Annotated in this window: 22 protein-coding genes, 1 pseudogene and 1 riboswitch; of the genes and pseudogenes, 15 read left to right on the forward strand and 8 right to left on the reverse strand. The window is 72.3% G+C overall.

Features of this window, described 5'->3' with window-relative positions:
- Nucleotides 1–81: 81 nt before the first annotated feature.
- Both AB0J69_RS21880 and AB0J69_RS21885 read left to right on the forward strand, forming a co-directional pair.
- A complete protein-coding gene (locus tag AB0J69_RS21880) occupies nt 82–690 on the forward strand; it encodes a dienelactone hydrolase family protein (RefSeq protein WP_364119889.1) in 609 nt (202 codons plus the stop codon).
- Nucleotides 687–1,055 (forward strand): VOC family protein, encoded by a 369-nt coding sequence (locus AB0J69_RS21885; protein ID WP_364119892.1) that lies wholly within the window; start codon nt 687–689, stop codon nt 1,053–1,055. The genes AB0J69_RS21880 and AB0J69_RS21885 overlap by 4 nt, the downstream gene beginning before the upstream one ends.
- Before the next feature lie 5 nt (nt 1,056–1,060).
- Here AB0J69_RS21885 and AB0J69_RS21890 read toward each other — a convergent pair whose 3' ends face one another.
- From AB0J69_RS21890 to AB0J69_RS21900, 3 genes are read right to left on the reverse strand one after another with little or no spacing between them, the layout of a single operon-like run.
- Entirely contained in the window at nt 1,061–1,915 is an 855-nt protein-coding gene (locus tag AB0J69_RS21890; protein WP_364119895.1) for a PHP domain-containing protein, read from the reverse strand.
- A 10-nt stretch (nt 1,916–1,925) separates the two neighbouring features.
- Nucleotides 1,926–2,621 carry a zf-HC2 domain-containing protein gene (locus tag AB0J69_RS21895; protein WP_364119898.1) on the reverse strand — a complete coding sequence of 232 codons (696 nt, stop codon included), beginning with the start codon at nt 2,619–2,621 and terminating at the stop codon, nt 1,926–1,928.
- 34 nt (nt 2,622–2,655) lie between these two features.
- Nucleotides 2,656–3,180: a sigma-70 family RNA polymerase sigma factor gene (locus AB0J69_RS21900; RefSeq protein WP_364119900.1), complete on the reverse strand. Its 525-nt coding sequence runs from the start codon at nt 3,178–3,180 to the stop codon at nt 2,656–2,658.
- A gap of 173 nt (nt 3,181–3,353) precedes the next feature.
- Between AB0J69_RS21900 and AB0J69_RS21905 the strand changes: the two genes are divergently transcribed.
- From AB0J69_RS21905 to AB0J69_RS21915, 3 genes are all read left to right on the forward strand, one after another.
- On the forward strand, nt 3,354–7,541 hold the full coding sequence (locus AB0J69_RS21905) for an FtsK/SpoIIIE domain-containing protein (RefSeq protein ID WP_364119903.1): 4,188 nt from the start codon (nt 3,354–3,356) through the stop codon (nt 7,539–7,541).
- A gap of 40 nt (nt 7,542–7,581) precedes the next feature.
- Nucleotides 7,582–8,643 (forward strand): ThiF family adenylyltransferase, encoded by a 1,062-nt coding sequence (locus tag AB0J69_RS21910; protein ID WP_364119906.1) that lies wholly within the window; start codon nt 7,582–7,584, stop codon nt 8,641–8,643.
- Nucleotides 8,644–8,708: 65 nt separating this feature from the next.
- Nucleotides 8,709–8,834 (forward strand): hypothetical protein, encoded by a 126-nt coding sequence (locus AB0J69_RS21915; RefSeq protein WP_364119909.1) that lies wholly within the window; start codon nt 8,709–8,711, stop codon nt 8,832–8,834.
- On the opposite strand, the gene AB0J69_RS21920 is transcribed toward AB0J69_RS21915, so the two are convergent.
- The gene (locus AB0J69_RS21920; protein WP_364119912.1) at nt 8,826–9,437 is read right to left on the reverse strand and encodes a hypothetical protein; all 612 of its coding nucleotides are present in this window, start codon (nt 9,435–9,437) and stop codon (nt 8,826–8,828) included. The genes AB0J69_RS21915 and AB0J69_RS21920 overlap by 9 nt on opposite strands.
- Before the next feature lie 242 nt (nt 9,438–9,679).
- On the opposite strand from AB0J69_RS21920, the gene AB0J69_RS21925 reads away from it, so the two are divergent.
- The 7 genes from AB0J69_RS21925 (at nt 9,680) to AB0J69_RS21955 (ending at nt 16,308) form a co-directional block, all read left to right on the forward strand.
- A complete protein-coding gene (locus AB0J69_RS21925) occupies nt 9,680–10,300 on the forward strand; it encodes a dihydrofolate reductase family protein (RefSeq protein ID WP_364119915.1) in 621 nt (206 codons plus the stop codon).
- A 236-nt stretch (nt 10,301–10,536) separates the two neighbouring features.
- Complete coding sequence (locus tag AB0J69_RS21930) at nt 10,537–11,781, forward strand: hypothetical protein (protein WP_364119918.1); 1,245 nt, start codon at nt 10,537–10,539, stop codon at nt 11,779–11,781.
- Nucleotides 11,774–12,067 (forward strand): hypothetical protein, encoded by a 294-nt coding sequence (locus tag AB0J69_RS21935; protein WP_364119920.1) that lies wholly within the window; start codon nt 11,774–11,776, stop codon nt 12,065–12,067. The genes AB0J69_RS21930 and AB0J69_RS21935 overlap by 8 nt, the downstream gene beginning before the upstream one ends.
- Nucleotides 12,067–12,207 (forward strand): hypothetical protein, encoded by a 141-nt coding sequence (locus AB0J69_RS21940; RefSeq protein ID WP_364119923.1) that lies wholly within the window; start codon nt 12,067–12,069, stop codon nt 12,205–12,207. The genes AB0J69_RS21935 and AB0J69_RS21940 overlap by 1 nt, the downstream gene beginning before the upstream one ends.
- On the forward strand, nt 12,200–12,796 hold the full coding sequence (locus AB0J69_RS21945) for a hypothetical protein (RefSeq protein WP_364119926.1): 597 nt from the start codon (nt 12,200–12,202) through the stop codon (nt 12,794–12,796). The genes AB0J69_RS21940 and AB0J69_RS21945 overlap by 8 nt, the downstream gene beginning before the upstream one ends.
- Before the next feature lie 7 nt (nt 12,797–12,803).
- Nucleotides 12,804–13,106, forward strand: coding sequence for a WXG100 family type VII secretion target (locus AB0J69_RS21950; RefSeq protein WP_103961595.1), 303 nt, complete (start codon nt 12,804–12,806; stop codon nt 13,104–13,106).
- Between the two features lie 67 nt (nt 13,107–13,173).
- Nucleotides 13,174–16,308: a DUF6531 domain-containing protein gene (locus AB0J69_RS21955; protein WP_364119929.1), complete on the forward strand. Its 3,135-nt coding sequence runs from the start codon at nt 13,174–13,176 to the stop codon at nt 16,306–16,308.
- 48 nt (nt 16,309–16,356) lie between these two features.
- On the opposite strand, the gene AB0J69_RS21960 is transcribed toward AB0J69_RS21955, so the two are convergent.
- Together AB0J69_RS21960 and AB0J69_RS21965 are read right to left on the reverse strand one after the other, a co-directional pair.
- Nucleotides 16,357–17,859, reverse strand: coding sequence for a M28 family metallopeptidase (locus tag AB0J69_RS21960; protein ID WP_364119932.1), 1,503 nt, complete (start codon nt 17,857–17,859; stop codon nt 16,357–16,359).
- A gap of 119 nt (nt 17,860–17,978) precedes the next feature.
- A complete protein-coding gene (locus tag AB0J69_RS21965) occupies nt 17,979–18,926 on the reverse strand; it encodes an ATP-dependent DNA ligase (RefSeq protein WP_364119935.1) in 948 nt (315 codons plus the stop codon).
- Between the two features lie 60 nt (nt 18,927–18,986).
- Between AB0J69_RS21965 and AB0J69_RS21970 the strand changes: the two genes are divergently transcribed.
- From AB0J69_RS21970 to AB0J69_RS21980, 3 genes and pseudogenes are all read left to right on the forward strand, one after another.
- On the forward strand, nt 18,987–19,592 hold the full coding sequence (locus AB0J69_RS21970) for a histidine phosphatase family protein (protein WP_364119938.1): 606 nt from the start codon (nt 18,987–18,989) through the stop codon (nt 19,590–19,592).
- A gap of 16 nt (nt 19,593–19,608) precedes the next feature.
- A riboswitch (TPP riboswitch) is annotated at nt 19,609–19,704 on the forward strand.
- Nucleotides 19,698–19,844, forward strand: a pseudogene (locus tag AB0J69_RS21975) (bifunctional hydroxymethylpyrimidine kinase/phosphomethylpyrimidine kinase); the annotation flags it as partial. It overlaps the preceding riboswitch by 7 nt.
- A gap of 186 nt (nt 19,845–20,030) precedes the next feature.
- The gene (locus tag AB0J69_RS21980; protein ID WP_364119941.1) at nt 20,031–20,699 is read left to right on the forward strand and encodes a TenA family protein; all 669 of its coding nucleotides are present in this window, start codon (nt 20,031–20,033) and stop codon (nt 20,697–20,699) included.
- Nucleotides 20,700–20,702: 3 nt separating this feature from the next.
- On the opposite strand, the gene AB0J69_RS21985 is transcribed toward AB0J69_RS21980, so the two are convergent.
- Together AB0J69_RS21985 and AB0J69_RS21990 are read right to left on the reverse strand one after the other, a co-directional pair.
- Entirely contained in the window at nt 20,703–22,817 is a 2,115-nt protein-coding gene (locus AB0J69_RS21985) for a carbon starvation CstA family protein (protein ID WP_364119944.1), read from the reverse strand.
- A gap of 3 nt (nt 22,818–22,820) precedes the next feature.
- Nucleotides 22,821–23,162: a hypothetical protein gene (locus AB0J69_RS21990; RefSeq protein WP_364119947.1), complete on the reverse strand. Its 342-nt coding sequence runs from the start codon at nt 23,160–23,162 to the stop codon at nt 22,821–22,823.
- Between the last annotated feature and the right edge of the window lie 91 nt (nt 23,163–23,253).

Here is a 23,253-nt window from a genome sequence, read left to right on the forward strand (position 1 = left end):
CGGATGAACTGCCCTTTCACCCGGCTGATAGAGCTGTCCGTAACCGGGTAGCGGCAGGCTGCAGCGAGGGGAGTATGTCTGATGTCCGGCGATCTGATCGTTCCTGACGCCGCTCTTGGCGTGGTGGTGTTCGTGCACGGCAGCGGCAGCAGCCGGCACAGCCCGCGTAACCGTTACGTGGCCGGCGCGCTCAACGAGGCGGGGCTGGGGACGCTGCTGTTCGACCTGCTCACGCCCGAGGAGGAGGCCGACAGAGCGAACGTCTTCGACATCGGGCTGCTGGCCGAGCGGCTGCTGGAGCGTACCTCCTGGGTGCGGGAGCAGCCGGAGGCGGCGGGCCTGCCGATCGGCTACTTCGGCGCCAGCACCGGCGCGGCGGCGGCCCTGTGGGCGGCGGCCGAGCCGGACAACGAGATCGCCGCGATCGTCTCGCGCGGCGGCCGGCCCGACCTGGCCGGGCCCCGGCTGGCGGCGGTGCGCGCGCCGACCCTGCTCATCGTGGGCGGGCGGGACCCGGTGGTGGTGGAGCTGAACGAGGAGGCGCAGCGGCACCTGCGCGCCGACGGCAGGCTGACCGTGGTGCCCGGCGCCACCCACCTGTTCGAGGAGCCGGGCGCTCTTGAGGCGGTGGCCGGCCATGCCAGAGACTGGTTCGCGACGCACTTCGCCGGCCCCAGGGGGCACCTGTGAGATGGTCCACCGTCTGCCTGGAAGCGGCGGACGGGCCCGCGCTGGCCGCCTTCTACCGCGAGCTGCTCGGCTGGACGGTCAAGGCGGAGGAGCCCGGCTGGGTGCTGCTCGCGCCGCCGGACGGCGGGCCCGGACTGTCGTTCCAGAGCGAACCCGGCTACGTCCGGCCCACCTGGCCGGCCCGGCCCGGCAGGCAGCAGCAGATGATGCACCTCGACATCGAGGTGGACGACCTCGACGGGTGCAGCGCCCGGGCCGTGGAGCTGGGCGCAACCGTGGCGGACTACCAGCCGCAGGATGACGTCCGCGTGCATCTCGACCCCGCCGGGCACCCGTTCTGCCTCTGGGTGAACACCGCGCTCTGAAGCGGTCAGCGGCTCCGTGCGGTGATGGGTTCGGCGCCGGTGGCCTCGGCCGTCAGGCGTTCGTAGACCTCGGCCGCCGTCGTCTCGCAGCCCAGCCGGTGGCCGGTCAGCTCGCCGTGGTCGTCGCTGGATCCCGTCACGGCCAGCCCGAGGTCGCGGGCCAGGGCGCGGACGTGCTCCCGGGCGGCCGCGTCGTGGTCGAGGTGGTCGGCCTCCAGGCCGAAGAGCCCGGCGGCCGCCAGCTCCGCGATCCACTCGTCGGGGACGACCTGGCCGCGCTCGGCCGCCTTCGGGTGGGCCAGCACCGGCACCCCGCCGGCCGCTCGGACCAGGCGTACGGCCCGGTCGGGGGCCAGGGCGTAGCGGGAGACGTACGCGCGCCCGCCCGTCCCGATCCACTCCGGCGTGAACGCCAGCGCGGGCTCGGCGATCGCGCCGGCGGAGACCATGGCCCGGGCGATGTGCGGCCGCCCGACGGGACCGCCCGCGGCCAGCTCGGACACCTGCTCCCAGGAGACCGGCACGCCCAGCTCGGTGAGGCGCTCGACGGTCAGCCGGGCGCGGACCACCCGGGCCTCCCTGATGCGGGCGCACTCGGCCAGCAGCTCCGGCTCAGCCGGGTCGAACAGGTAGGCCAGCAGGTGGATGCTCTGGCCGCCGCGCCGGCAGGACAGCTCCATGCCCGGCACGAAGGTCAGCCCGGCCGGCAGCGCCTCGACGGCCGCGGCGTGCCCGGCGACGGTGTCGTGGTCGGTCAGCGCGAGCACGTCGAGCCCCCGCTCGCGGGCCCGGCGCACCACGTCGGCCGGGGGCTGCGTGCCGTCGGAGGCGCTGCTGTGGCTGTGCAGGTCTATGCGCATCGTGTTCGTCCTACACCGCCACGGTGGCCAGGGTCCTGCCGTCGAAGGTCTGGATCGTGAAGTGGTTCAGCTCGGACTCGGAGAGGCTGGTGCCGCCGTGCAGGACGAGGGGGTCTGGGGCGCCGGGCACGCCGTACCCCTTGTCCGGGACGCCCCAGCTCGCCACGACCTCCGAGCGGCCGTCGTCGCCCACGGCCATGAGGCGGCACTGCAGCGGCCCCTTCACGCCCTTGAGCTCCAGCGCCACGTGGGTGCCCCAGCCCTTGTCCTCCAGGCCGACGACCCCGGACACGCCGGTGGCGGGGTCGGTGGCGGAGTAGGTGCGGCCGGTCATGAGCAGGTCGCGGGCCGGGCCGTGGATGCTGTCGGGATCGGGGCCGCCGGTCATGGAGCTGACGCCGAGATAGACGCCGGCCGCCACCACGAGGCACGCGGCGGCGGTCATGAAGGCGCGGTGGAAGCGCCGCCGCCGGCGCTCGGTGGCGGCGCGGCGGACCAGGAGGGACTCGACCTGCGGGTCCGGCGGTTGGGGCAGGAGGTCGTCGGGGTGCACGCTCTTGATCAGCTCGCCCATCGCGGCGAACGAGCCCACCTCGGCGGCGCAGCTCCCGCAGCCGTCGAGATGGCGCTCGAAAGCGGCCCGCTCGTCCTCCCCGAGCAGGCCGAGCGCGTAAGCGGCCACGTCCTCGTGGTGTACCTCAGTCATGGCGTCACCCCCCTGTCATCGTGACGCACCTCGATCACGGCAACGTCACCCCCCTTTCCTCCAGCGCGACCCGTAACGCGCGCATGGCGTAGTACACGCGGGACTTCACCGTGCCCACCGGCACGCCGATCGTCTCCGCCGCCTGCTGGATCGTGCGATCCAGCAGGAACGTCTCCGTGAGCACCTGGCGGTGCGCGGGTGAGAGCGACAACATCGCGTCGGTGACGACGATCTCCCTGAGCAACTGCTCGTCCTCGGCCGCCACGGCCTGGAGGCGATCGGGGATCTCCTCGACCGTGTCGAGGGGGCGCGAGCCGGAGCGGCGGCGGTTGTCGATCACGACGCGGCGCGCGACGGTGGCCAGCCAGGGCATCAGCGAGCCGGACTCCGTCCGGAGGTCGTGGAGGTTGCGCCAGGCGCGTACGAGGGTCTCCTGGACGACGTCCTCGGCCCAGCGGCGATCGCCGCCCGTCAACCGGATGGCGAAGGCCATCAGGGGGGCGCCGTATTCGCGGTAGAGGGCACGGACCATGGCCTCGTCGGTTACGCGGTGATTCACAAGGGGGCGGGCTCCTCGAGCTGCGGATATCACGAAATATCACGCTCGGTACGCTGATAATGAGAATAGTCACTCTAGCCACGCCTGCGCGCCGGAGTCAGGAAGTTTGCCCGTCTCGCCATATAGCTAGATTTATTGGCTAAATCATGCTTCTCTCCCCTGGAGAGGGGATTATGATCATTCGGTTGACGATCCGCGACCCGGCGGCGTCCACCGCCGTCGACGTCGAGGTGACGGCGGAGCCGGAGACGCCGATCGGGTCGCTGCTGCGGTCGCTGCCCTTCCCCGTCAAGGGGCGGCCGTGTTACGTCGGAAGCGGCAAGCTCGATCCCGAGGCGACCGTGGCGGAAAGCCCGCTGGTGCCGGGGGCCACGATCAGCGTGGGCGAGCCCGAGCGTACGCAGCCCTGGCGGCCCCTGGCCGCGGCCGGCGCGATCCGGGTGTTCGCGGGCCCCGACGCGGGCCGGGTGGTCTGGCTGAGCCCCGGCAGCCACGTGATCGGCCGCGAATGGACCGACATCAGCCTGCTGCGGGACCAGCGGGTCTCCAGGCAGCACGCCCGGCTGGACGTGTCGTGGACCGGCGAGGCCACGGTCGTCGATCTCGGCTCGCGCAACGGCACGCTGGTGGACGAGATGGTCGCGCGGGTGCCGGTGGCGCTGCGGCCGGAGGGCGTGCTCCAGGTGGGCGACGACCGGATGCGCTGGGCACCGCTGCCCCCCGCCAGGCTCAGGACCAGGCGCAGCAGGGACGGGCGCATCGACTTCGACCGGGCCTTCTCCCCGGCCCCCGCCGTTCCGGCCGCCCGGATCACCATGCCGCGCAACGAGGTGCCGCAGCGCAATATCGCGGTTGCCCTGCTTTCGTCACTGCTGCCGCTGCCCATTTCCATCGCGATGGCGATCCTGTTGAAAAGTGCGTATTTTCTCCTGTTCGGAATTCTGACGCCGATCACGTTCTTCGCCACGCAGTGGGTGGAAGGGCGGCAGCGCAGGAAGAAAGAGCGCGAGTTCGACCAGCGCAAGCGGGAGACGGTCGAGCGGATACGGCGGCACGTCGTGCACGAGCAGTGGTTGCGGCACGTCGTCGCCCCCGACGAGGTGGACCTGACGTTCGCGGCCACGCACGAGGGGCCGGGGCTGTGGCCGCGCAACGCCGACTCCCCCGACGGGCTGACACTGCGCGTGGGGGTGGCCGACGAGCCGGCCACGATCACGTTCGACGGCGAGCCGTGGCCGGAGTTCGTCCAGCCGGTGCTGCGCGGCGTGCCGGTCACCGTGGACCTGCGCGAGATCGGCGTGCTGGGGGTGATCGGCCCGCCGGACCCGGTGGACGCGCTGCTGCGCTGGCTGCTGGTCCAGCTCGGAACGCTGCGCGCGCCGGACGAGCTGCGCCTGGTCGTGATCACCGCGTCCGGCGGCGAGCACCTGGCCTGGACGCGCTGGCTGCCGCACCTGAACGTGGACGCCCCCGTCCCCTGCCTGGTCGGCAACACGCCGCAGACCAGGACGGAGCGGATCGAGGAGCTCAAGGACCTGGTCACCGAGCGGCTCAAGCACCGCGACCGCCGCTTCGGCGAGGACGTGGTCGTGGTCCTCGACGGGGCCCGCGCGTTACGCGACATCCCGGGCATGAAGGAAGTGCTCAGGGAGGGTCCCTCGGTCGGCGTGTACGTGATCTGCGCCGACCAGCGCAGCCTGAACGAGTGCCGGGGCGTCTGCGAGCTGGACGGCGCCGGCATGCTGCTCACCCGCGGCCGCCAGGGGCTGCCGGTGCCGGTGCAGCCGGAGAGCCTCGGGGAGCAGGCCGCCGAGCGCATCGCCCGCGCCGTGGCGCCGATGCGCGACCGGCTCACGCTGGCCAGGGCGGAGAGCGTGATCCCGGCCTCCGTACGCCTGCTGGACGCGCTGGGTCTGGAAGCTCCGAGCGCGGAGGCCGTGCTGGCGCTGTGGGCCGCCGACCCGGGGCCGACCACGCGGGTGTGCGTCGGGGCCGACGGCTCCGGCCCGGTCACGGTGGACCTCGCGGCGGACGGGCCGCACACGATGCTGGGCGGGGCCACGGGGGCGGGCAAGAGCATCCTGCTGCAGACCCTGGTCACCTCGCTCCTGCTGGCCAACCGGCCCGACGAGCTGAACCTGGTGCTGGTCGACTTCAAGGGCGGCAGCGCGTTCCTGCCGTTCGAGCACTGCCCGCACGTCGTGGGGCTGATCCGCTCGACCGGCGACACGGCGGCGGACGTGTTCGACGAGAGCGCGGCGCGGCGCGTGCTGGCCTCCGTACGGGCGGAGGTGCGGCGCCGGGAGGCGATCCTGGCCCGGTACGGCGGCGAGATCGACGTCTACTGGAACGCCGGCGGCCGGCTGCCCCGGCTGGTCATGGTGTTCGACGAGTTCGCCCGCGTCCTGGAGGTCTCCCCCGACTTCCTGCGCGAGCTGGTGAACGTGGCGGCCAAGGGGCGCTCGCTGGGCATGCACCTGGTGCTGGCCACGCAGTCGCTGCAGGGCAAGCTGTCGCCCGAGCTGAAGAACAACATCTCCCTGCGCATCACGCTGCGGCAGAACGAGCCCTCCGACAGCACCGAGGTGCTCGGCGTGCCCGACGCGGCCACGATCCCGTCGCGGCTGCGCGGCCGGGGCATGATCATGCGGGTGGGCGGCGAGCAGCGCACCCCCCAGCTCTTCCAGACCGGTTACCTGGGCGACCCGCCGCCCACGGGCACGGCCCCGGCCTCGGCCCGGCCGGCGCCCTGGCCGGCGCTCGGCCTGCCCCGGCCCGAGGTCAGGGGCGCGCGGCGGGCCAGCCGTACCGACCAGGACCTGGCCATCGCGGCGGTGCTGGCGGCGGCGCGCGGGCTGCCCGTCGAGCCGCCGTTCCGTCCTCTGCTGCCGCCGCTGCCCGCGGAGCTGCCGCTGGGCGAGGTGGCGGGGGCGGGCGGGGTGCCATACGGGCTGGCGGACGATCCGGCCGGCCAGGCCCAGCCCGCGATGGCGCTGGACCTGGGCGGGACCGAGCGGCTCATGGTGGCCGGGGGGCCGCAGTCGGGGCGGACCACGTTCTGCCGGACGCTGATCTCCAGCCTGGCGGCGCGCTGCTCGCCGTCCCAGGTGTGGCTGTACGTGGTGGAGAACCAGCCGGGCGGGCTGTCCGCGTACGCGGATCTGCCGCACTGCGGGGCCGTCGCCTCCGGCGCGGAGCCCGACCGGATCAGGCGGATCGTGACGTGGCTGGCGGACGAGGTGGAGCGGCGGCGGCTGGCGCGGCTGTCGCCCGGCGGGCCCGGCGCGCCGGTCGTCGTGTTCGTGATCGACGGGTGGGAGTACTTCGAGGACCGCGGCAATCCCGACTTCTTCGAGACGCCGCTGCTGGTCACCCTGCGCGGGATCGTGGCCGGCGGGCCTCCCGTCGGCATCCACACGGTGGCCGTCGGCGGGCACGACATGTTGCGGGGGAAGACGCCGGACCTGTTCTCGCGGCGGTTGTTCCTGCCGTTCCCCCGGGAGGAGACGCGGCGGTCCTACCTGTCGTCGGGGATGGTGTCGCCGCCCGTCCTGCCCGGCCGGGCGATCGAGGCGGCCGGTGGGCTGCACGTGCAGATCTGCCTGCCGCCCGAGCGGATACCGGCGTCTCCCGTCCCGGCGCGGCACAGCCGCGAGCCGGCGGGGCGGGCGCGCGCCTTCCCGCCGCTGCCGGTGAGCGTCCCGCTGAGCCGGCTGGAAGGCCCGGCCATCGGGGTCGGCGGGCCGGAGGTCGCGCCCGTCGAGCTGGACCTGTTCGAGCTGGGCCCGCACCTGGTGCTGGTGTCGGGGCCCGGCGGGTCGGGGCGCAGCAACGCCGCGCTGGTCATGGCGACCGTGCTGCTGCGCGCGGGGGTGAGCGTGCTGGCCGTCGGGCCGCCCCGCTCGCCGCTGGTGCGCTCGCTGCCCGGGGCGCGGACGCTGGTGGGCACCTCGTTCGCCGACGCCGACCTGCGGGAGGCGGTCGCGGCCTTCGGGGACGGCCGGTACGCGGTGGTGGTGGACGACTTCGACCAGGTGACGATCACGCCCAGGGAGCAGGGCTTCGACACGCTGCCCACGCTGCTGCAGGACATCATCGCGCCCTCGGAGCTGGGGCGGCGCGCCCTGGTGCTGGCCGGGGACGCGACTCCGCTGCTGGAGGGGCACCGGCGGTCGCTGGCCGGGGAGGTCACGGAGGTGCTGCGGACGGGGACCCGGCTCCTGCTGACGCCGGCGAACCGGGTGACCGCGCGGGAGCACGGGATGGGCCTGGAGCCCGACCAGTTCTTCGCCGGCCCGGCCGGGCGGGCGTACCTGGCCACCGCCCGCCGCCTGGAGCTGGTCCAGCTCGCGGCTCTGTGAGATCTTGACCTCCGACCTGCGGATGATGACCATCGGGTGCATGCGTCTCCCCCGGGTCAAGCCCGAGCACGCCCCGCAGCGGCTCAGCGACGGCACCGTCCGTCTCGGCGGAGTCATGTACGGACTGGCCTCGGAGATCAGCGATGCCGACGGCTGGGCCTGGTCCGCGCTGGCGCTCATGGACGGGACCCGCGCGCCCGCCGAGATCGCCGCCCGCCTCCGCGCCGCGCACACCACCCTGACCCTGGAGGACGCCGACGGCATCGTCGCGACGCTGCTCTCCTCCGGCCACGTGGAGGAGGCCGCGCCCGGCCCCTGCGAGGAGCTGAGCGAGCGGGAGAAGGAGCGCTACAGCCGCAGCAGGGAGTATTTCCGCTGGGTCGACCTCACCCCGCGGGACCACGGCTGGGAGCCGCAGCTCCGGCTCAAGGCCGCCCGGGTGCTGGTGGCCGGCCTGGGCGGGACCGGCAGCCACGCGGCCTGGTCACTGGCGGCGGCCGGGGTGGGCCGGCTGCACCTGGTGGATCCGGACGTCGTGGAGCTGTCGAACCTCAACCGGCAGATCCTCTACACCGAGGCCGACCTCGGCCGGCCCAAGGCGGAGGCGGCGCTCGACCGGCTGCGCCCGGTGAACTCCGACATCGAGATCACCGCCGAGGAGGCCACGATCGACGGCCCCGAGCGGCTCGCCCGCCTGCTGCACGGCTTCGACGCGCTGGCGCTGTGCGCCGACCGGCCGCGTGAGCCGGCCGGCATCCGGACCTGGGCCAGCCGCGTCTGCGCGAGGGCCGGGATCCCGTGGGTGAGCGGCGGGTACGACGGGCCGCTCGTCAGCGTCGGCGTCTTCGGCCCCGGTGGCCCGTGCTTCGAGTGCGTACGCGCCGGCATCCCGCCGCAGCCCGGCGCCGGCTACGGCTGGCCCGGCGTGACCGGCGCGTCGGCCGGACTGTCCGGGCAGCTGGTCGCGCACGATGTCCTGGCCCTGCTGACCGGGCTGTCAGCCACGCCGCCCGGCTATTTCCACGGGCTCGCGTTACTCGACCCGGACGCGCATGTATATGCCCGCCATCCCTCCAGGGACGAATGTGAATTCTGTTATTGATGAGGTCCGGAAAGGAACCGTAATATCCGGTTTACCGTTTCCAACTTCGCTCGGTAAGGAGTGCCATGAGCAACACCCCTGCCCCGGAACCTCAGCAGGAACGGAAGTCCCCGAAGAAGATCACCGTCCGGCGCCTGGACAGGATCGAGACCGGCGGCGTGCTCCAGCCCAGCCAGGGCACCTCAAACTGAAGGGCTGAGTTCCGAGCGCAGGGCGGCCAGGACCGCGTCGGGCTGGTCGGCGAAGAAACGGATCGAGGTGATCTCGGCACGGCGGCCGAGCGGGCGGATCGCGGTGATCGGTTCGGCCAGCTCGATCGTCACGTTGGTCTGCGAGGAGACCGCCACGGTGAGCCGGCCGTCCTTGACCGCGACCATGCTCGACTCGTTGTAGGTGCGGCCGGCGCGTACGGCGGTGATGAGCTCGCGGGGCACCCGCAGGTCGAAGTAGGCGGCGTAACGGAGGCGCAGCTCGCCGGGGGTGATCACGTGGGGACGGGTGACGCAGGCGGCGGCGAGCATGACCCCGAACAGCAGGCCGTACACGTCGGCGACGAGCACCGTCCAGCGGATCCACGCGGGGACGTCGAAGGCGACCAGCAGCAGATCCACCACCACCGTCTCGACCGCCATCGCGAACAACATCAGCGACAGCATGAACGTCTGCTCCTTGGCGTACGTCACGACGGTCGCGCCCGGGGGCACCCCGTGCCTGCGGCGGACGATCCACATCCCGATCGCGGCCAGGCCCTTGAACTCGAACCCCACGATCCGTAGCGCGGCTGCGACCATCACGTTCCTCTCTCTCGGCTGCTCACCACCGATTAGAAACGTTGACGTCGCGTCAAGGTCAAGCTCGCGGGCTGCTTCTTGATCGCCTGCCATGCCCGGGAAATGTCCGGTCGCCGCCCTGTTCCGGGTGTGTTTCGGTGGCCGAGAATCTGTAGCCCCTGGGCGCCGCGGCCGATGAGTAATTCCGCTGTGCCCGGTCTACAGCAGGTGACCAGTTCGGACCGAGATTACAGAAGGTCGAAGCAATGACGGAACAAATGGGCAGGGTGATCTGCGACATCACGATCTCGGCCGACGGGTACGTGGCCGGGCTCAACCAGACCGAGGAGCACCCGTTCGGCGAGGACGGCGGCGACGGCTGGGGCGACAAGCTGCACGCCTGGATGTTCGACGATCCCGACGAGAACCGGGCCGAGGTCGAGCAGGTCTCCGCCGCCGACGCGGTCATCATGGGGCGCAACATGTTCGGCCCGGTGCGCGGCGGGTGGGATCGGCAGTGGAACGGCTGGTGGGGCGACAATCCGCCGTTCCACGCCCCGGTCTTCGTGCTCACCCACCACGCGCGCGACCCGCAGCCGATGGACGGTGGCACCACGTACCACTTCGTCACCGACGGGATCGAGTCGGCGCTGGCACAGGCACGCGCGGCGGCCGGCGACGGCGATGTCGTGATCCTCGGCGGCGCGATCACCATCAACCAGTACCTCGCCGCCGGCCTGGTCGACGAGTTGCGGCTGCACGTCGTGCCGCTCACGCTCGGCGCCGGCGCGCGGCTGTTCGAGGGCGTCCCGCCGCTGAAGCTCGAGCAGGTGAAGGCGCGAGCCGCGACCTCGGTCACGCACTTGACCTACCGCGTGCCGGCCTGAGCCGGGGGGGAGGTCACGACTGCCGCGGGGTTCGCCGCCCCGCGGCAGTCGTCCCTGGACTCCCTCAGACCCTCTTTCAGGATTTTCGTGAATGGGATTGAACCCCTCGCGGGGCGGTGGCGTACAACCTGACGGAAAACGGCAGGAGCCGATGGCCGGAGAAATGCCGGCCTCACCTGTGCGAAAGCGAATCATCGGCCTGCCTTCTGCGCTGACCGGCTGCCACGGGGATGGCGATGGAATTTCAGGGATGGAGCGACGGTCTGGCCCTGCGGCCGCGCGATTACCTGGGAAAGGGCGAATCGCTCGCCGCTGTCGTCAGGGCGGCGGGCCCGTACACAGGAGAGGCGCTCTACCTGCTCGCGCTCGGCACGGCCGCGACCATGGCCAGGCTGCACCTGGGCGGGATCGCGGGGCTGCGGCTCAGCCCGGGCAACGTCATGATCGGGCCGCTCGGCCAGGCGTTCTTCGCGCCGGGGCCGCGCGACAGCGAGTTCCCCGCTCACGACGTCAAGGACTGGGCCGACGTGGTCGTCTTCGCGGCGACCGGGCACGAGGCGGGCGCGGGCGGAGAGCCCGACCTCGACCGGCTGCTGCCCGCGCTGCGCGCGGTGATCGACGAGTGCCGCCGGCCGGACCCGGCCGTGCGCCCGTCGGCCGTCGACCTGGTCCGCATCCTGCTCGGCCACTCCGGCGCCGCCCGCGGCGCCACGGTGCACGAGCTGCTGCTGGAGGCCGAGAGGCGGACCAGGCCGTACGAGCCGCCGCCGTACGAGGACGTCCCCGCGGCCACGCCCTTCTGGCGCAAGCCGGCGTACCTGGCCGGCCTCGCCGTCGGGGTGCTGGTCGTCGCGGTGGCGGCCGGGATGGTGACCGTGATCTCCGGCCAGGCCCGGCGGGCTCCGGTGGACACGAGCGACGTGCTGAGCGTCATCGGCCGCCGGACGGCCACGTTCCAGCAGGAGATCCGCCCGGCGCGGGGCGAGCCGGAGCGTTCCGAGGGCCGCTTCAGCTTCGACCGGAACGCCGCCACGTCCTACGACATGAAGCTGACCTGCGGGAACGCTCCACGCCCGGCCGTCGTGTCCCTCGTCGGGAACAGCGGCGTGGCCGACGGCGTGCCGTTCGACGCCGAGCGGCCGCCCGTGGAGCCGTGCGCCCCGCAGCGGGCGGGGACCGTGCGCCACTTCAGCTCCCCGCACGGGATCAAGGCCCTGCTCGACGCGGCCGAGCCGAACGTGACCAGGACCGGCCGCACGATCACCGGGTCGGCCCTGGCCCACCGGATCAGGGGTGACGAGAGCGCCTACGCCGCCGCGGAAGGGCCGATCGAGTTCACCCTGCAGGTGGACGTACAGGGGCTGCCGGCCCGGCTCGAGCTGAGCATGGACAGCCGGATCGGCGGCCCGCGAACCGTCGAGACCGTCTACCGGGACTGGCGCGCGTTCGAGGCCATCGAGGGAGGGGCGCCGAATGGCTGAGGAATTCACCGCCGACCGCCAGGAGGCCGCGAAGGTGTCGGGCGACCTCAAGGCCATCCGCGCCGCGCTTGGCGGCGGCATGGCGGGCGCGCTCGACGCGAACACCGGCTCGGAGAAGGTCGACGACGCCGTACGGAGGTTCTTCGAGGAGTCCTCCGACAACCGCGAGCGGATGGACCAGCTCCTGGAACGCGCGGCCGGCCTGCTCGACGCCCTCGTCGAGGGCACCGGCACGCTCGACGGCGAGCTGGCCGGCTCGCTCTCGACCACCTCGGGAGGCACCTGATGAAGGCACTCGGGCTCGGCGTGCTCACCGGGATCCTGGTCGCGACGATCGTGGCGTCCCTCGTGTTCGCGCTGACGGACCGGACGTCGCCGGCGACCACCACGCGCACCGCCTACATGGAGGAGGTCTCCGATGGCTGAGCTGCCCTTCGGGTTCACCGTACGGGTGCCCGAATCCTGGTACGAGTTCGACGTCTGGCGCGCGGGCCGCACCGGCGACCTGGCCCGCCTGGTGGACGCCCGCGTGGCGGCCGAGCCCGCGCTCGCCCCGCACCGCTCGCTGCTGCTGAAGGTGCTGCGCGAGGTCGCCGACCTGGCGGCGCGGCACGGGGCGGTGTTCGGCGCGGCGATGACCGACCACGTGGACGACGTGGGCACCGTCCTGGCCACGCTCATGGCCCTGCACACCCGGGGCCGGGCGGACCCGGAGGACAACACCGTCGAGGCGATCGCCGCGGGCGTCGGCACCATCCCGCCCCAGCCCGGCACTCCGGCCTGGCGCGACGTCGAGATCGTCGAGCTGGACGCGGGCCGCGCCGTACGCGTGACCGGCGTCGAGTCCGGTGAGCTCGAATCGGTGGTGATGCAGACCCTCATCCCGGTGCCCGGCGGGCACGGCGTGCTGGACCTGGTGCTCGCCAGCCCGCACCTGATCCTGGCCGAGCCGATGCTCGACCTGTTCGACGCGATCAGCGCCACCCTGGCCTGGTCCGACCCCCAAGGAGAGTGAACCCGTCATGGCAGGTGGGACCCATCACCTGAGTTTCCCCCAGGTGGAGAACAGCGCGACCCGGCTGAACAAGGAGAAGGAGGACATCGAGAGCCGCCTGACCCAGCTCAAGTCGATGATCGACCAGCTCGTGAGCAGCGACTTCGTCACGGAGCGGGCCTCGGGCAAGTTCCAGCAGGACTACGACCAGTGGAACAACGGCGCCAGGCAGGTCATGCAGGGCCTGGAGGGCATGAGCCAGTTCCTCAAGACCGCGATCGCCAAGCACCGTGAGCTGGACGCCTCGCTCAGCGGTGGCGCGGGGGCGTGAGATCGTGCCGGGCGGATGGGAAGCCCTCGGACCGTCGAAGGCCGAGGCGGCACGTGCCGGTACGGCGGTGAGCACAGCGGCGGGCACGACGGCGGGCACGGCAGCGAGCACGGCGGCGGGCACAGCAGCGAGCACTGCGGCGAGCACGGCCTGGCAGCGCGGCCGCCGGTTCTTCGGCCGCGAGCCGGTGCACTTCCCGACCGGCGTCGTCCTGCTGGCCCAGACCGACGTCGAGCTGCCCGGCGTGCTGCCCCTCCGGCTGGGGCGCGTCCACCTGTCCAGCCATCGCACCGGGCGCTGGTTCGGCCGGTCCTGGGCCTCCACCCTGGACCAGCGCCTGGAGGTGGACGCCGACGCGCTGTGGCTGGCCACCGAGACCGGCGCCCTGCTCGCCTTCCCCCACCCGGAGCCGGGCCACGCGGCGTACCCGGAGGCCGGCCCCCGGCTGGCCCTGCGCGCCGCCGGGCCCGGGTACGCGGTCACGGACCCGCTCACCGGCCGCACCACCCACTTCGCCGCGACCATCGAACCGGGCGTGCTGCCGATCGCGGCGATCACCGACCGCAACGGCAACCGCGTAGACGTCCGCTACACCGACGGCCTGCCCGCCGAGGTGACCCACTCCGGCGGCTACCGGCTCGACATCGAGACCCACCACGGCCGCGTGGTGGAGGTCCGGCTGCGCGGCGCGGGCCAGCGGCTCGTCTCCTACGCCTACGACGAGGACGGCGACCTGAGCGGGGTGACCAACTCCTCCGGCCTGCCGCTGCGCTTCACCTACGACGAGGACGGCCGGCTGACCCGCTGGCACGACCGGATCGGCACCTGGTACGCCTACACGTACGACCTGGAGGGCCGCTGCGTCTACGGCACGGGCGCGGCGGGCGTGTTCAACACCGAGCTCTCCTACGGCGACGGCGTCACCCGGGCCCGCGACTCCCTCGGGCACCTCACGACCTACCACTACAACGAGCTGCTCCAGGTGACCAGTGAGACCGACCCGCTCGGCCACACCACCCGCTACCGCTGGGACCGCCACGACCGGCTGCTCGCGCGTACCGACCCGCTGGGCCGCACGACCCGCTACGCCTACGACGACGCCGGCGCCCTGCTGTCGATCACCAGGCCCGACGGCGCCACCCGCCGCTACACCCGCGACGCCCGGCACCTGCCGGTCGCCGTCACCGACTACGACGGCACCATCACGACCCTGAGCCGCGACGAGCGCGGCAACCTCGTCGCCGGCCCGGGCGGCACCCGCGCCTACGACGACCGGGGTCACCTGATCGCGATCACCAACGCCCTCGGCCACACCCGCACGATCGAGCCGGATCCCGCCGGGCTGCCCGTCGCGGTCACCGACCCGCTGGGGGCCACCACGCGCTTCGAGCGCGACGCCTTCGGCCGCGTCACGGCCGTCACCGACCCGCTGGGCCACACCACCCGCTTCACTTGGACGGTCGAGGGGCTGCCCGCCACCCGCAGCACGCCCGGCGGCGCCACCGAAAGCCGGCACTACGACGCGGAGAACAACCTGGTCGAGCACGTCGACGCCATGGGCGAGTCCACGCGCGTCGAGATCGGCCCCTTCGGCGCGCCCGCCGCCCGCACGACGCCGGACGGCGCCCGCCTCGAGTTCCGCCACGACAGCGAGCTCCGCCTCGCCACGGTCACCAACCCCCAGGGCCTGACCTGGCACTACGCCTACGACCCCGCGGGCAACCTCACCGAGGAGGTCGACTTCAACCGCCGCCTGCTGACCTACGTCTACAACCCCGCGGGCAAGCTCACGGCGCGCGTCAACGGCGCCGGGCAGTGCACCAGCTACGTGTACGACGTCCTGGACCGGCTCATCGGCCGGCGGGCGGGCGACCGGCTCACCACGTTCCGCCACGACGCGCTGGGCCGCCTGACCCACGCGGCGAACCCGGACGCCGATCTCACCGTCGCCCGCGACGCCCACGGCCGCGTCGTCGCCGAGACCTGCAACGGCCGCACCGTCACCTCCGAGTACGACGCCCTGGGCCGCAGGGTGCTGCGCCGCACCCCGTCAGGGGCCGAGACCACCTGGACGTACGACGCCCGCGACCTCCCCCTGACCCTCCGGACGGCCGGCCACACCCTCCGCTTCACCCACGACCCGGCAAGACGCGAAATATCCCGTGATTTCGGCACCGACGTCTCCCTGACCCACGTCTGGGACGACGACTCCCACCTCCAGGCCCAGACCCTGGCCAGGGGCCCGGCCCACCGGGTGGTCCAGCGCCGCACGTACGGCTACCGCAGGGACGGCCGGCTCACCGAGATCGACGACCTGCCCGGCGGCCGCCGCCGCTTCGACCTGGACCCGGTCGGCCGCGTCACCGCCGTCCACGGGACGGGCTGGTCGGAGCGCTACACCTACAACATCTCGGGCCAGATCACCGACGCCCACTGGCCCGAGCCGGCGGACGCCCGGGGCCCGCGCGCGTACACCGGCACCATGGTCCGCCAGGCGGGCCGCACCCGCTACGAGTACGACCGCCAGGGCCGTACGATCCTGCGCCAGCGCGGGGTTCTGTCGTCCGAACCCCGCACCTGGCACTACACCTGGGACGCCGACGACCGGCTGACCGCCGTCACCGCCCCGGACGGGACCCGCTGGCGCTACCTCTACGACCCGCTGGGCCGCCGCATCGCCAAGGAACGCGCCGACGGCTCGCAGCGCACGGACTTCGCGTGGGACGGCCTCACCCTCGCCGAGCAGGCGTGCGAGGACCGCGTGACGGCCTGGGACTGGGCGCCCGGCTCCTTCCGCCCGCTGGGCCAGACCGAGCGCACGGCCATCCCCCAGGAGGGCACCGACGAGCGGTTCTACGCCATCGCCACGGACCTGATCGGCACCCCGGCCGAGCTCGTGGACGCCGAGGGGAACGTCGCCTGGCGGCTCCGGCACACGCTCTGGGGCGCCTCCCCGGGCGCGATCACGTCGGGGACCGACTGCCCGCTGCGCTTCCCCGGCCAGTACGAGGACGCCGAATCGGGCCTGCACTACAACTTCCTGCGCCACTACGACCCGGAGGCCGGCTGCTACGCGACCGCCGACCCCATCGGGCTGAGGGGCGGGTGGGACCCGCACGCGTACGTGGTCAACGCCACGACCTGGTCCGACCCGCTCGGCTCCACGCCCTCCCCGCTGGAGCCGCCGGAGTTCCGGGGATGACGCCGCGGCCGGGTGGAACGACCTCCCACCCGGCCGGGCGTCACGAGATCATTCAGCCGCCTCCGCCGACAGGGCGGCCGCCGCCTGCGGCGCCTGCCGGGGCGGGATGGCCCGCAAGTTGAAGGCGAACCGGGCCACCGAATCGGCGATCGCGTCCGCGTCCACGTCGAGCGCCGTGGCGTTGACGTTGGCGATCGTGTCGCACTCCTGGTGGTAGCAGACGTCGTACGCCACCCCGGCCGTGCCGCCGAACAGCGCCGCCTCCTCGGCGGTCTTGATGCCTTCCGCGCCGGTGAAGATGCCACCGGCCGGGATGCCGACCGCGATGAACGGCCCGTAGTCGGAGCGCCCGTCGAAGTCGGTGCCGACGGTGGGCAGGTCACGCGAGTCGTAGTAGGCCGCGAGTTGCTGCTCGATCTGGGCCGATCCGGGCGGGCCGGCCGGCGAGCCGACGTTGTCCGAGTCGTCCCCGTCGTACAGCTTGTAGGCGTAGTTCGGCGAGGCGACCATGTCGAAGTTCAGGTACACCCTGATCCGGTCGCGCTGCGCCTCCGACAGGGATTCCACGTACTGGTCCGAGCCGAGCAGGCCGATCTCCTCGGCGGCCCAGAAGGCGAAGCGAACCTTGTTCTTGACCGGGTAGAGCGCCATCTCCTCGGCGACCTCCAGGATCGCCGCCGTGCCGGAGCCGTTGTCGTTGATGCCGGGCCCGGCGGGCACGCTGTCGAGGTGGGCGCCCACCATGACGACGTTGCGCGGGTCACCGAAGCGGGACTCGGCGATCACGTTGTCGTTGGTGCCGAGCACGAGGTTGGAGTCGACCTTGAGCCGGACGGTCGCCCCGGCGGTGGCGGCCAGCTCGTTGCCCACGGCGAAGCTGGCGAACACCATCGGCACGCCGGCCCGCCACTCGCCGATGTCCAGCGGGAACGCGTCGGTCCGCCCCGGCTGGCCCTCGTTGAACACGATGATCCCGGAGGCCCCGGCGAAGCCCGCGTTGCGGATCTTCTGGGCGAACGCGCAGGTGCCGCGCTGGATGAGAGCGATCCGGCCGGCCACGAAGCCGGCGAAGTCCGACGCCTCGCAGCCGCTGGTCGAGCTGGGCGCCGGGGTCGGCGGCAGGGTCACGTCCACGGCCTGGACCTGCGCGGTCACGTCGCCCGCCGGGGAGGGCTGGAAGGTGAAGAAGTCCTGGTTGGGCACGAACGACTTCGAGGTCGGCGCGGTGAGGTCGAGCACCGGCGGGGAGTTCTCGGACCAGCTCTCGACGAAGTTGATCGGCTGGAGCGTGACCTTGTACCCGGCCTTGCGCAGCTTGCCCGCCACGTAGTCGACCGAGGCGTCGTAGCCGGGTGTGCCGGCGGCGCGGTTGCCGCCGTTAGCGGTGCCGATGGCCTGCAGGGCGTCGAGGTGCTTCTTGGCGTTGGCCCCCTTGACCTGCTTGACAAGGAGCTTGGCGAACACGTCGTCGAGCCCGCCCGCGTTGACCGGCGCGGCCATCGTCAGCGGTAAGGAGAGTGCGGCGATCAGAACGATGAGCATTCTTCGCATAGGGGTTCCCCCAGGAACAGACCGGAGATCGCGGCGATTTCCCCCGAGCCGCCGCCACCGGAACGTAACCCGGCCAGGAACCCCTGAGAAGACCCACTAATGCGGCAAATTCCGGACATTTACTCCGCGCGGCGGGCGCGGGCACGCCGCTTGCCCTCGTGCATCGCCTGTACGCGGGCGACCGGGATCGTGTGCCCCTCGGCGATGAGGTCGTCCGGCAGCCGCTGCGGCGCGGGCATGTGGTCGGCCCACGGATCACCCTCGGCCAGCAGCCCGGGCGCGGTGCGCATGGTGAAGTCGGCCGGCGCCACGCGGTCGAGGTCGGCCCAGGCCACGGGGAAGGAGACGGGCACGCCCGGCCGGATGCGGGGGCTGTAGGCGGCCGCCACCGTGGCGCCGCCCGCGCGCGTGGAGTCGAGGAAGACCTTGCCCGCGCGGTCCTCGCGGATGAACGCCGTGGTGGCCAGCGCCGGGTCCACCCGCTCGGCGCGGGCGGCCAGGGCCCGGGTGGCCGCCGCCAGGTCGTCCGGCGCCGTGCCCTCGGCCACGGGCACGAACACGTGCACGCCCTTCGCCCCGCTGGTCTTCACCGCCCCGCTCAGCCCGGCGTCGTCGAGGGCCTGGCGGACGAGGAAGGCGCCGCGCACGGCCAGCGAGAAGGAGTCGTCGTGCTCCGGCGGGTCGAGGTCGAGGATCATGTGGGTGGGGTGGTCGCCGACGAACAGCGCCGGGTGGTATTCCACCGCCCGCTGGTTCGCGAACCACAGCAGCGTCCTCCGGTCGTCGCACAGCGCGTACGTCACCTGCCTGCGCGACGCGTCCGCCCACACGGACACCGAGCGCACCCAGTCGGGGGCGTATTTGGGCAGGTTCTTCTGCACGAACGGCTCCTGGCCCGGGCGCACGCGGATGACCGAGAGCGCGCGGTCGCGCAGGACAGGCAGGATGCGGCCGCGGACCGCGTCGAGGTAGTCGACCAGGTCGCGCTTGGTGGCGCCGGCACCGTCGAACAACGGCTGGTCGAGGTTGGTCAGGGCGACCCCGTCGCGCGTCTCATCAGCGGCCACCCGCCCTACGATGCCGACACTCGAACGTGTGGTCAACATTCGCGGGCCACAATGATCCCCATGACGCGTTACCTCTACCTCACCCGGCACGGCGAGGCCACCCCGGACGAGAGCGGCCTCACCGACGCCGGCCGCCGCCAGGCCGCGCTGCTCGGCGAGCGGCTCCGTGGCGTCCCGCTGGCCGCCGTCCACCACGGGCCGCTCCCCCGGGCCGCCGAGACCGCCCGCCTGATCGGCGAGCACCTCCCCGGCGTCCCGCTGCGCGTGTCGGAGGCCGCCGGCGACTACGTGCCGTACCTGCCGGCCAGGGAGGAGCTGCCCCCCGAGTACGCCGACCACTTCCTCGGCTTCCTCGCCCGGTTCCCCGGGGCGGAGCCGAAGCTGGCCCGCGAGGCCCTCGACCTGTTCACCGGCCCAGTGGGCCAAACGGTGAACGGGACCCGCCACGAGCTCGTGGTCACGCACAACTTCCTGATCGGCTGGCTGGTCCGCGCCGCCCAGGACGCCCCGGAGTGGCGCTGGCTCGGGCTCAACCACGCCAACGCCGCCCTGACCGCCATCCGCTACGCCCCCGGCCGGCCGCCCTCGCTGCTCTTCTTCAACGACATGGGTCACCTTCCCGTGGAGCTGCGCTGGACCGGCTTCCCCCCGGAGCTGCGCGGCTGAGCGCCTGTTACAGTGGGCGACTGACGCGGGGTGCCCGGAGACCCGGGCTGAGATCACACCCGTCGAACCTGATCTAGTTCGCACTAGCGAAGGGACGTCATCTCGGTGAGCGACGCACCCAGAGTCCTGTCCATCGCGGGCACCGACCCCAGCGGCGGCGCCGGCATCCAGGGCGATCTGAAGACCTTCTCCGCGCTCGGCGCCTACGGCATGACGGTCGTCACGGCGCTGGTCGCGCAGACCACCACGGGCGCCCCCGCCACGACGACTGGCCGGGCGCGGTGCGGGCGGCGAAGACCTACCTGACGGAGGCGCGCTGCGCGCGGCCGACACGCTCGGCGTCGGGCACGGCCACGGCCCCGTCCACCACTTCCACGCCATCTGGTGAGCACGCCCCCAAGACTGCCGCCCCCGGATTGCCGTTCCCAAGGAGACGCGATGTTCTGCGATGACATCTGGCAGCGCACGGCCGAGCTGATGCGCGCCATCCACGAGCACCCCTTCCTCGTCGCGCTCGGCGACGGCACCCTCGACCCCGACCGGTTCGGCTTCTACATCGTGCAGGACGCCCGCTACCTGGAGGCGTTCTCCAAGGCGCTGGCCACGGCGTCCGTGCGGGCGACCGACCCTGCCGACGCGGCGTTCTGGGCGCAGAGCGCGCACACCGCGCTGGCCGCCGAGCGCATGCTGCACGCCGGCTACGCCGAGGAGCTCGGCGCCGACGCCAAGGGCCTGGCGACGTCGCCGACGTGCCTGGCGTACGCGTCGTTCCTGCAGGCCACGGCGCTCACCGCGCCCTACCCGGTGATCGCGGCGGCGGTGCTGCCGTGCTTCTGGATCTACCAGGACGTCGGTACGGCGCTGCTGAAGTACGCCACCCCGGAGCACCCGTACGTCAAGTGGATCTCCACCTACGCGGACCCGGCCTTCGCGGCCTCCGTCGAGCTGGCCAAGGGCATCGCCGACCGGCTCGCCGCCGCCGCCGACCCGGCCACCCGCGAGGCCATGGGGGAGGCCTACGGCCGGGCGGCGGCGTACGAGTGGATGTTCTGGGACAGCGCCTGGCGGCGCGAGACCTGGCCGACGGAGCGGTGGCTCGCGCCCTGACGGTCACGGCGCCTTGGCCATCATCTCCTTCTCCTCGCGGGTGGCGATGAGCCCGGCCGGGGCGAGGATCTTGGACTCCTCGAACGGCGCCTCCGTGTCCGGCAGCGGCTCCCGCGTCCTGATCGCCTTGATCCACACGCGCGCCGCGTCGAGGATCACCACGATGATCAGGATCGCGAACAGCGCCGCCAGGACGCCGTCGACGGTGGAGTTGATCACGATCTGCTGCATCGCGCCGGTCGTCTTGGCGGGCGCGAGGAGCTGTCCCTGGTCGAGCGCCGTCTGATAGCGGTCACGCTGGGCGAAGAAGCCGAGCGTGGGGTCGGTCGAGAACACCTTCTGGTAGCTGGCGGTCAGCGTGACCGCCACGTCCCAGGCCAGCGGCACCCCCGTCACCCAGGCCCACTTGAGCCGGCCGCTCTTGATCAGCAGGGTCGTGGCCACGGTGAGCGCGACGGCCGCCAGGAGCTGGTTGGCGATGCCGAACAGCGGGAAGAGCTGGTTGATGCCGCCGAGCGGGTCGTTGACGCCCTGGTAGAGGAAATATCCCCAGGCCGCCACGACCACGGCGCTGGAGGCGACCAGCCCCGGCCACCAGCTCACCCGCGCGATCGGCTTCCACAGGTTGCCCAGCGTGTCCTGGAGCATGAACCGCCCCACCCGCGTCCCGGCGTCGACGGTGGTGAGGATGAACAGCGCCTCGAACATGATCGCGAAGTGGTACCAGAACGCCTGCAGCCCCGCTCCCCCGAGGAACCCGGAGAAGATCTGCGAGATGCCCACCGCCAGCGTGGGCGCGCCGCCCGTCCGGGCGATCAGCGTCTCCTCCTGCACGGCCGCCGCGGCCGCCTGCAACTCCTCGGGCGTGATGACGAAGCCCATGTTGGTGACCGCCTCGGCGGCGGTCTGCACGGTGGCCCCGACGACACCCGCCGGGGAGTTCATCGCGAAGTAGAGCCCGGGGGTCAGCACGCAGGCCGCCGTGATGGCCATGATGGCCACGAACGACTCCATGAGCATGGAGCCGTAGCCGATCATCCGGACCTGGGTCTCCTTCTGGATCATCTTCGGCGTGGTGCCCGACGAGATCAGCGAGTGGAACCCCGACAGCGCCCCGCAGGCGATGATGATGAACACGAACGGGAACAGCGACCCGGCGAACACCGGCCCCTTGCCGTTGAACGCGAAGTCGGTGAACGCGGTGGTCTGCAGCGGAGGCGCGGTGACGGCGATGCCGATGGCGATCAGCACGATGGTGCCGATCTTCATGAAGGTCGAGAGGTAGTCGCGCGGCGCGAGCAACATCCAGACGGGCAGCACGGCGGCGACGAACCCGTACGCGATCAGCCACAGCGCCAGCGCCGACGGGCTCAGCGTGAAGAACGGCGCCCAGCTCGAGTCCTGCACCCACCCGCCGGCCACGATCGCCAGGATCAGCAGCGCGACCCCGATCACCGTGGTCTCGACGACCTGGCCCGGCCGGATCACCCGCAGGTAGAACCCCATGAACAGGGCGATCGGGATGGTCATGGCGATGGAGAAGACACCCCACGGCGACTGCGCCAGGGCGTTGACCACGACCAGCGCCAGCACGGCCAGCAGGATGATCATGATGGCGAAGACCGCGATGAGCGCCGCCGCCCCGCCGATCGGCCCGATCTCGTCGCGGGCCATCTGCCCGAGGCTGCGGCCGTTGCGGCGCATGGAGAAGAACAGGATCACCATGTCCTGCACGGCCCCCGCGAAGATCACTCCCGCGATGATCCAGATGGTGCCGGGCAGGTAGCCCATCTGTGCCGCCAGCACCGGCCCGACCAGCGGGCCGGCCCCGGCGATGGCGGCGAAGTGGTGACCGAACAGGATCCGCCGGTCGGTCGGCTGGTAGTCGATGCCGTTGTCGAGCCGCTCGGCCGGGGTGGCCCTGCGGTCGTCGGCGCGCAGCACCTTGCGCACGATGAAGCGGGCATAGAACCGGTAGGCGATGGCGTACGAGCCGAGCGCGGCGCACAGGAGCCACACCGCGTTGACGTTCTCGCCCCTGGACAGGGCGAGCACCGCCCACCCCACGGCGCCGACGATGGCCACCGCCGTCCAGATGATGATGGAACGCAGCTTCACCGGTTACCTCCCATATATCGGGCCATATATAGGGCGCCCCAGGCAGCAGCGCAGTCCGGCGTCCGGTGGCAGATCGGTGGTGAAGCGCCGCCAGCGCCACAGCGGGCGGCAGTCGATCGTGACGGGAAGCTCGGCGAGATGCACCCAGGCGGTCGGATGGGCGTACACCAGATCGGTCGCTCCGAGGCGGCGGGCGCGACGGGGCAGGCGGGACCGGCGCAGCGGCCTTACCGAGAACTCCCCCGCGTCCGCGCAGCACAGGCCGGTCACATGCCAGTCGAAGAAGATCACTTCTTCGTCGCGCAGTGCTTCACGAGCGGCAGGCGTGAGCGTGATACGGGACATCTGTGGCTCCTGAAACCCAGGTAGCTCAGAAATTAACCCCGGCCTTACCCAAAGGTTTCACTTCCAAAACGCGACGCCCCCGGTCCACCGA

It is taken from the genome of Nonomuraea sp. NPDC049709, from assembly GCF_040674815.1.
In the GTDB taxonomy this organism is placed as follows: Bacteria; Actinomycetota; Actinomycetes; order Streptosporangiales; family Streptosporangiaceae; genus Nonomuraea.